The following is a 6181-nucleotide window of genomic DNA, read 5'->3' on the forward strand; positions in this document are numbered from 1 at the left end:
CAAAAACAATCTTTTTGTTGATTTTGTACATTTTTATTTACTAGATTAGCAAAGTAAAATTATTAAACAAGTTTTTCAACAACAAAAAAATGCAAAATATGAAAAACAAAACAATAGTAATAATCGGAAATGGCATGGTAGGGCATAAGTTTTGCGAAAAAATAAAACAAAAACTCCCAAAACATACCATCATTGTATTTAGTGAAGAACCAATTCAAGCTTACGATAGGGTTCATTTGACCGACTATTTCAAAAAAAAGTCCGCCGAGGAGCTTTTTTTAGTAAAAAAAGAATGGTATGTTGAAAATAATATACAAATTCACCTAAACAATCCTATAATACACGTTGATACCATCAAGAAACGGATTGATTCGTTGAAAGGAATTTCCGTACATTATGATTACCTGATATTTGCAACAGGATCTGCCGCGTTCGTTCCTCCAATCGAGGGCACTCAAAAAGAAGGTGTCTTTCTCTATCGGACCATCGAAGACTTAGACCTCATTCGCACGTATGCGAAAAACGCAACGAAAGGCGCTGTCTTGGGCGGTGGCCTACTGGGCCTGGAAGCTGCGAAGGCTCTTATCGACTTAGGTATGGAAGAAACGGCGGTCATCGAGTTTGCTCCACGGCTTATGCCCAGACAAATCGATGACGCGGCAAGCCTTATATTGCAAAACAAATTGGCAGAATTGGGATTATCCTGCTTGCTTCAGAAATCCACACAGGAGTTGATCGGCAACCCTCGTCTAACACACATCGCGTTCACCGACGGCACGAAGATAGAAAGTGATCTGTTAATTATCTCGGCAGGTATTCGCCCCCGAGATGAATTGGCTAAAAAAATAGGCCTGGTTACTGGAGTGCGTGGCGGAATCCTCGTTAATGCACAAATGCAAACATCAACCCCCTCCATTTATGCCATCGGCGAATGCGCCCTATTCAACGACATGATCTACGGACTCGTGGCGCCCGGATATGAAATGGCTGAAATAGCGGCATCGCATATCGCAGAAGAATCAAAATCATTTAAAGGATTCGATATGAGCACCAAACTCAAACTAATGGGCGTGGATGTTGCAAGCTTTGGAGACCCTTTTATCAGCGAACCGTATGCCCGCACGATCCTCCTAGAGGATCGAAACAAAGGTATTTACAAAAGATTAAACATCAGCAATGACAGCACTCGTCTTTTAGGTGGAATCTTGGTAGGCGACGCGTCTTCGTACAACATGCTTTTACAGACTGTTAACAACAGCCTCCCTCTACCGGAACATCCGGAGCAATTACTTCTCGGAGAGCAAGCAAACAGTAAACCAGCAACATCGGGTTTAGCCGCCCTTCCTGATGAGGCCTTGATCTGCAGTTGCGAAGGCATAACAAAAGCACAGATCTGCGAGACAGTAGCTCTCCAAAACTGCGAAAATGCAGAGGCGGTAAAAAAGTGCACAAAGGCAGGCTCAGGATGTGGAGGCTGCATACCCATGGTGAAGGATCTCGTTACCTATACTATGAAGCAACAGGGCAAATATGTCCGCACAACGGTCTGTGAGCATTTTGACCTAAGCCGACAGGAATTATATGACTTGATTAAGATCCATGAACTTAAGAGCTACGACCATGTACTGGATGCACTTGGAAGAGGTCATGGTTGTGAAACTTGTAAACCTTTGGTTTCCTCGCTACTGGCGAGTTTATGGAATGAGATGATCCTGCAGCGCGGAAATGATGTCGCTCAGGACAGCAACGATAGATATCTCGCGAATATCCAACGAGGGGGTACTTACTCCGTAGTCCCCCGTATTCCCGGCGGAGAAATTACGCCGGATAAATTGATCGTGATCGGAGAGGTGGCAAAAAAATTTGGCCTTTACACAAAAATTACCGGTGGACAACGCATTGATCTTTTCGGGGCTCATCTGAATGACCTCCCCTCCATTTGGACAGCATTAATAGCAGCAGGATTCGAAAGCGGCCACGCCTATGGAAAGGCGTTGCGCACCGTGAAAAGTTGTGTCGGAAGCACGTGGTGCCGCTTCGGACTGCAGGATAGCGTTTCTTTTGCAATTGAGGTAGAGGAACGCTACAGAGGATTGCGCGGGCCACACAAAATAAAATCTGCCGTAAGTGGTTGCATCCGGGAATGCGCGGAAGCGCAAAGCAAAGATTTCGGTATTATTGCCACCGAAAAAGGATGGAATCTCTATGTCTGCGGAAATGGCGGAAGCAAACCACAACACGCCTTACTCTTAGCGACAGATATCGACAGCAAAACGTGCATTAAATACATCGACCGTTTTTTGATGTTTTACATACGAACAGCCGATCCACTGACACGCACAGCAACTTGGCTGAACAAAATGGAAGGCGGTATAGACTATCTAAAAAATGTTGTAGTACATGACAGTCTAGGGATGGGAGAAGCTTGGGAGAACGACATGCAGCAACTCGTCGACAGTTATCAATGCGAATGGAAGGTTGCCGTCGAAGATCCGGACATCCGCAAACGATTCGTACACTTTGTGAATGCACCAGATGAAAAAGACAGCAACGTTAGGTTTGAAGAACTCCGCGGACAAAAGAAAGCTGCGGACTGGAATGTAGAAACGGTTTAACTAAACAAACAGCAATCACTAATTGAAGTATAATGGAAACACGAGTTGATATGCAATGGATAGAAGCATGCAAAATTGAAGATGCCATAGAAAATGGCGGTGTATGTCTTAAACTCCAGGACGAACAGGTCGCTTTATTTTATTTCACCCGTCGGAATGAATGGTACGCTACACAGAACGAGTGCCCGCATAAACATCAGATGATTTTAAGCAGAGGTATGCTTGGTTCTTTAGGCGAAACGCCTAAAGTGGCATGTCCGTTTCATAAGAAAACATTTGCACTTGACACGGGTGAATGTCTTTCCGGCGATGAATGCGCCATCAAAACTTATCCGGTAAAGGTCGAAAACGGCCGCGTATACATTGCTATGACTTATTAACAGGAGACACCTCTTTAAAAAACAAAATAACATCTCAAAAGCATGGACTACATTAACCCAAAAGAAGTTGCCGGAATCATGATGAGTACGGCTATCCACAAATCTTCTCTCTCTATTAAAGATCTTCTTATCCGCGGGACGCTTTCCGGCGCACTACTCGCTATATCTGTCACACTTGCCTTGATGGCGACGTCCCAAACGGGGTTAAGTCTTATTGGTGCGTTCGTTTTCCCGGTCGGCTTCGTCATTATCGTCATTTTGGGACTGGAATTGGCTACTGGTAGTTTTTCGCTAATCCCGCTTGCTTGGCTAGAAGGAAAAATATCATTTAAATCGATGCTCAACAATCTTATATGGGTCTTTACAGGCAACTTGATCGGAAGTGTATTATTCGCTCTGTTGTTTTGGGCAGCCAGCACCGAAACCGGACAGATGAACGAATTGGGCCAAGTAGAGCTTGCGCTCGTCAAAATTGCGGATAAGAAGACAATAGGTTATGGATTACACGGCGCAGCAGGACTCTTCTCAGCTTTTGTTAAAGCCATTTTATGTAACTGGATGGTATGCACAGGCGTTGTTATGTCCATGACATCAAAATCTACCCTAGGAAAGATTTTAGCAGCAGGGATCCCGATTTTCATCTTCTTCGCTTTAGGATACGAACACGCCGTGGTCAATATGTTTGTTATCCCTGCAGGGATGATGTTTGGTGCAGACGTAAGCATTTCGGACTGGTGGCTATACAATCAATTAATTGTGACAGCAGGCAACGTGGTAGGAGGGCTGTTATTCACCGGCATGGCCATTTATTACACCTACCATAAAAGGGAAAAAACACCGATCGTCGAATCATAAAAAAGGCAACATGCACTATTTTATAAGAACCGTAGGTCTGAGCACACTCCTCGTTGGAAGTATATTTCCAACGTGTGCACAGCAACAAAAGATAAATACATCCCTATTTGAAGGAACGTTGGCTGCGGGCTACGTGGACAAAGGCGCGTATCTCAATTGTCTCGGCCCTTCCATTAAATACAATACCTGCCCGACATGTTCTGTACTAATTGGACTTCTTCCCACATTAAAGATCAAAAAGGATCAGGTAGAAGGTGACAAGCCCAAAAATAGCACTATTACACCAACACTAGGAGTCGGCTTGACAGTCATTTATAAACATCTCGCGCTTCAAATTCCGACCTTTTATACGCCAAAAACAGCCACTGAAACGGGTAAATGGAAAATCGGCTTAGGTCTAGGGCACAAATTTTAAGATATAAATCGGGGGTAGCAAACATGAAAGAGGAAACAAGGGTAAAGTTCCTGGGCAGACTTTACCCCCTCTTTTTTCGTTCTCTAGCATTTCTCTAATAACGCTTGAAGTAAATCCGGGCGACAGACAAATATCTTTTTTCCAGCCAGCGCGATGAGCCCTTCCACTTCCAACTCTCCCATCGCCCGATAAACGGTTTCATACGTTGTCCCAATATAAGCTGCCAGATCCGTTTTACTTAATATCAGTCCGATAAAACCGTCTGGCTCTTCTCTGCCAAACAACCCACGCAAAAGCAATAAACTATAAGCCAATCTACTTTTTACAGAGAGATGCGCAGCGTTATACATTTTCTGCTCAGACCACTGTAATTCGTCGGCATAAAAAAGCATTAGCTGATAGCTCAACGAAGCGTGGAGACGAAGACTTAACATAAAAAAATCCAAGTCGAGAAAACACAATTCTGTCGCTTCCAATGCGGTTGCCGAAATAGGATATGCCCCCTTTCCGGAGGTAACCCCGCGATGCCCCACTATATCCCCTTTCTTAGCAAAACGTACAATCATCTCCTTATCACCCCATCGCCGATGTACTTTAATCGCTCCGGACAACACGAAATACACCCCGCGAACCGTATCTCCCTCCGAAATGAACTGCTGCCCCTTTCTGATCTTTACAACGGTTCTATTGCGATCAACTTGCGTATACCAATCGTGCAACACATGCTGACACATAAAACAGGAATGATCGCAAGTTTTTAATTTCTTTTTCATTCTACACCTATTTTCCCCTTGTAATAGCTACTTGTCAATGGACAATCTTTAATCATAAAACGTAACTCAGGCTACAAAATCAAACCTTTAAGGATTAATATTTCAAACGCTTTTATAACACCTTCAACCCTGACCTGCTCTTGAGCGTACTCTTGTACCGAGAAATAACGTGCGGCTACGATTTCAGCGCTAGGTCGCACTTCTTCTTCCAATGGGCACAAGTAACAATCTTGCTCCATCGTCAATCCAGCTTCTCCGTAGGCTGTGGCAGATATATGTGTCAGAAACTGAAGTGCTGTTTTCTTCAACGTCACGCCCAACTCTTCTTTTATTTCCCGAATCAAGGCCTCTTCCGACGTCTCGCCTTCATTGAGCTTACCTCCGGGAAGGTACCATGCCTGTTTATTCTTACTGAATGCCAGTAGAATTTTGTTTTCCTTAATCACCAACAAACCAGCCGTTGGCAAGAGCACATGCTTATTTTCCATCCTTGACTAATATAGCTTTTTTCGGGTATATCGTCCGTCATAAATAAATCTAACCGGAAAAGTACGTAATGTTCCCGACAATATACCTTTTTTTCTTGCCATATTGAACCGTTGCCATTTTGATTTGTACTCTATAAAAAAAATATATGGAAAATACAGCTGAAAAAAACGCCACTTTACTGAATGATCTAATTGAAATCAATAATGATCGTATTGAAGGTTATACCAAAGCCATCGAGTTGGTTGACGCTACAACGGATGCTGATATTATCGCGCTCTTTGAACGCTTTAGGCAGCAGTCTCAACAGTTCAAAACCGAACTGACTCCGTTGGTGATTAAAGAAGGCGAACAGCCAACGGACAACACACGTCTGACTGGAAAATTATATCGTCTATGGATGGATGTCAAGGTCAATATAGAAGGACATGATCGGAAGAGTATCTTAGCTTCATGTGAGAAAGGTGAGGATGTATTTAAGAAAGTTTATGAAGATGTGATTCAGGACATCGACGTCATTGATGAGCGAATACTAGCGGTCATACAAAGTCAGGCAAAAGTACAATTGCAAGCACATAATGAAATTAAAAGTTTGCGGGACAAGGCTTAAAATACTGCTATTAAATAGGGAAATAGCATCTATAAACTACCAAGCCA

At 43.4% G+C, this 6181-nt stretch carries 7 protein-coding genes; 5 read left to right on the forward strand and 2 right to left on the reverse strand.

Features of this window, described 5'->3' with window-relative positions; all coding sequences use genetic code 11:
• Positions 1 to 98: 98 nt before the first annotated feature.
• From nirB to ACFSR5_RS09485, 4 genes are read left to right on the forward strand one after another with little or no spacing between them, the layout of a single operon-like run.
• On the forward strand, positions 99 to 2615 hold the full coding sequence (nirB, locus tag ACFSR5_RS09470; protein WP_380903043.1) for a nitrite reductase large subunit NirB: 2517 nt from the start codon (positions 99 to 101) through the stop codon (positions 2613 to 2615).
• A gap of 50 nt (positions 2616 to 2665) precedes the next feature.
• Positions 2666 to 2995, forward strand: coding sequence for a nitrite reductase small subunit NirD (gene nirD / locus ACFSR5_RS09475; RefSeq protein ID WP_380903045.1), 330 nt, complete (start codon positions 2666 to 2668; stop codon positions 2993 to 2995).
• 42 nt (positions 2996 to 3037) lie between these two features.
• Positions 3038 to 3850 carry a formate/nitrite transporter family protein gene (locus ACFSR5_RS09480; RefSeq protein WP_380903047.1) on the forward strand — a complete coding sequence of 271 codons (813 nt, stop codon included), beginning with the start codon at positions 3038 to 3040 and terminating at the stop codon, positions 3848 to 3850.
• 10 nt (positions 3851 to 3860) lie between these two features.
• Positions 3861 to 4265 (forward strand): hypothetical protein, encoded by a 405-nt coding sequence (locus tag ACFSR5_RS09485; RefSeq protein WP_380903049.1) that lies wholly within the window; start codon positions 3861 to 3863, stop codon positions 4263 to 4265.
• An 83-nt stretch (positions 4266 to 4348) separates the two neighbouring features.
• Here the strand turns inward: ACFSR5_RS09485 and ACFSR5_RS09490 are convergent, their stop codons facing one another.
• Complete coding sequence (locus tag ACFSR5_RS09490) at positions 4349 to 5038, reverse strand: Crp/Fnr family transcriptional regulator (RefSeq protein ID WP_380903051.1); 690 nt, start codon at positions 5036 to 5038, stop codon at positions 4349 to 4351.
• 71 nt (positions 5039 to 5109) lie between these two features.
• Positions 5110 to 5526, reverse strand: coding sequence for an NUDIX hydrolase (locus tag ACFSR5_RS09495; RefSeq protein WP_380903053.1), 417 nt, complete (start codon positions 5524 to 5526; stop codon positions 5110 to 5112).
• Positions 5527 to 5672: 146 nt separating this feature from the next.
• On the opposite strand from ACFSR5_RS09495, the gene ACFSR5_RS09500 reads away from it, so the two are divergent.
• On the forward strand, positions 5673 to 6134 hold the full coding sequence (locus ACFSR5_RS09500; protein ID WP_380903055.1) for a ferritin-like domain-containing protein: 462 nt from the start codon (positions 5673 to 5675) through the stop codon (positions 6132 to 6134).
• Positions 6135 to 6181 lie beyond the last annotated feature (47 nt).

The sequence above is a fragment of the Sphingobacterium suaedae genome, assembly GCF_042684625.1.
Classification (GTDB): Bacteria; Bacteroidota; Bacteroidia; order Sphingobacteriales; family Sphingobacteriaceae; genus Sphingobacterium; species Sphingobacterium suaedae.

What these genes read in the sequence shown, in the direction of transcription:
- nirB (WP_380903043.1), top strand. Translation starts at nt 99, where the DNA reads ATGAAAAACAAAACAATAGTAATAATCGGAAATGGCATGGTAGGGCAT.
- nirD (WP_380903045.1), top strand. Translation starts at nt 2,666, where the DNA reads ATGCAATGGATAGAAGCATGCAAAATTGAAGATGCCATAGAAAATGGC.
- ACFSR5_RS09480 (WP_380903047.1), top strand. Translation starts at nt 3,038, where the DNA reads ATGGACTACATTAACCCAAAAGAAGTTGCCGGAATCATGATGAGTACG.
- ACFSR5_RS09485 (WP_380903049.1), top strand. Translation starts at nt 3,861, where the DNA reads ATGCACTATTTTATAAGAACCGTAGGTCTGAGCACACTCCTCGTTGGA.
- ACFSR5_RS09490 (WP_380903051.1), bottom strand. Translation starts at nt 5,038, where the DNA reads ATGAAAAAGAAATTAAAAACTTGCGATCATTCCTGTTTTATGTGTCAG.
- ACFSR5_RS09495 (WP_380903053.1), bottom strand. Translation starts at nt 5,526, where the DNA reads ATGGAAAATAAGCATGTGCTCTTGCCAACGGCTGGTTTGTTGGTGATT.
- ACFSR5_RS09500 (WP_380903055.1), top strand. Translation starts at nt 5,673, where the DNA reads ATGGAAAATACAGCTGAAAAAAACGCCACTTTACTGAATGATCTAATT.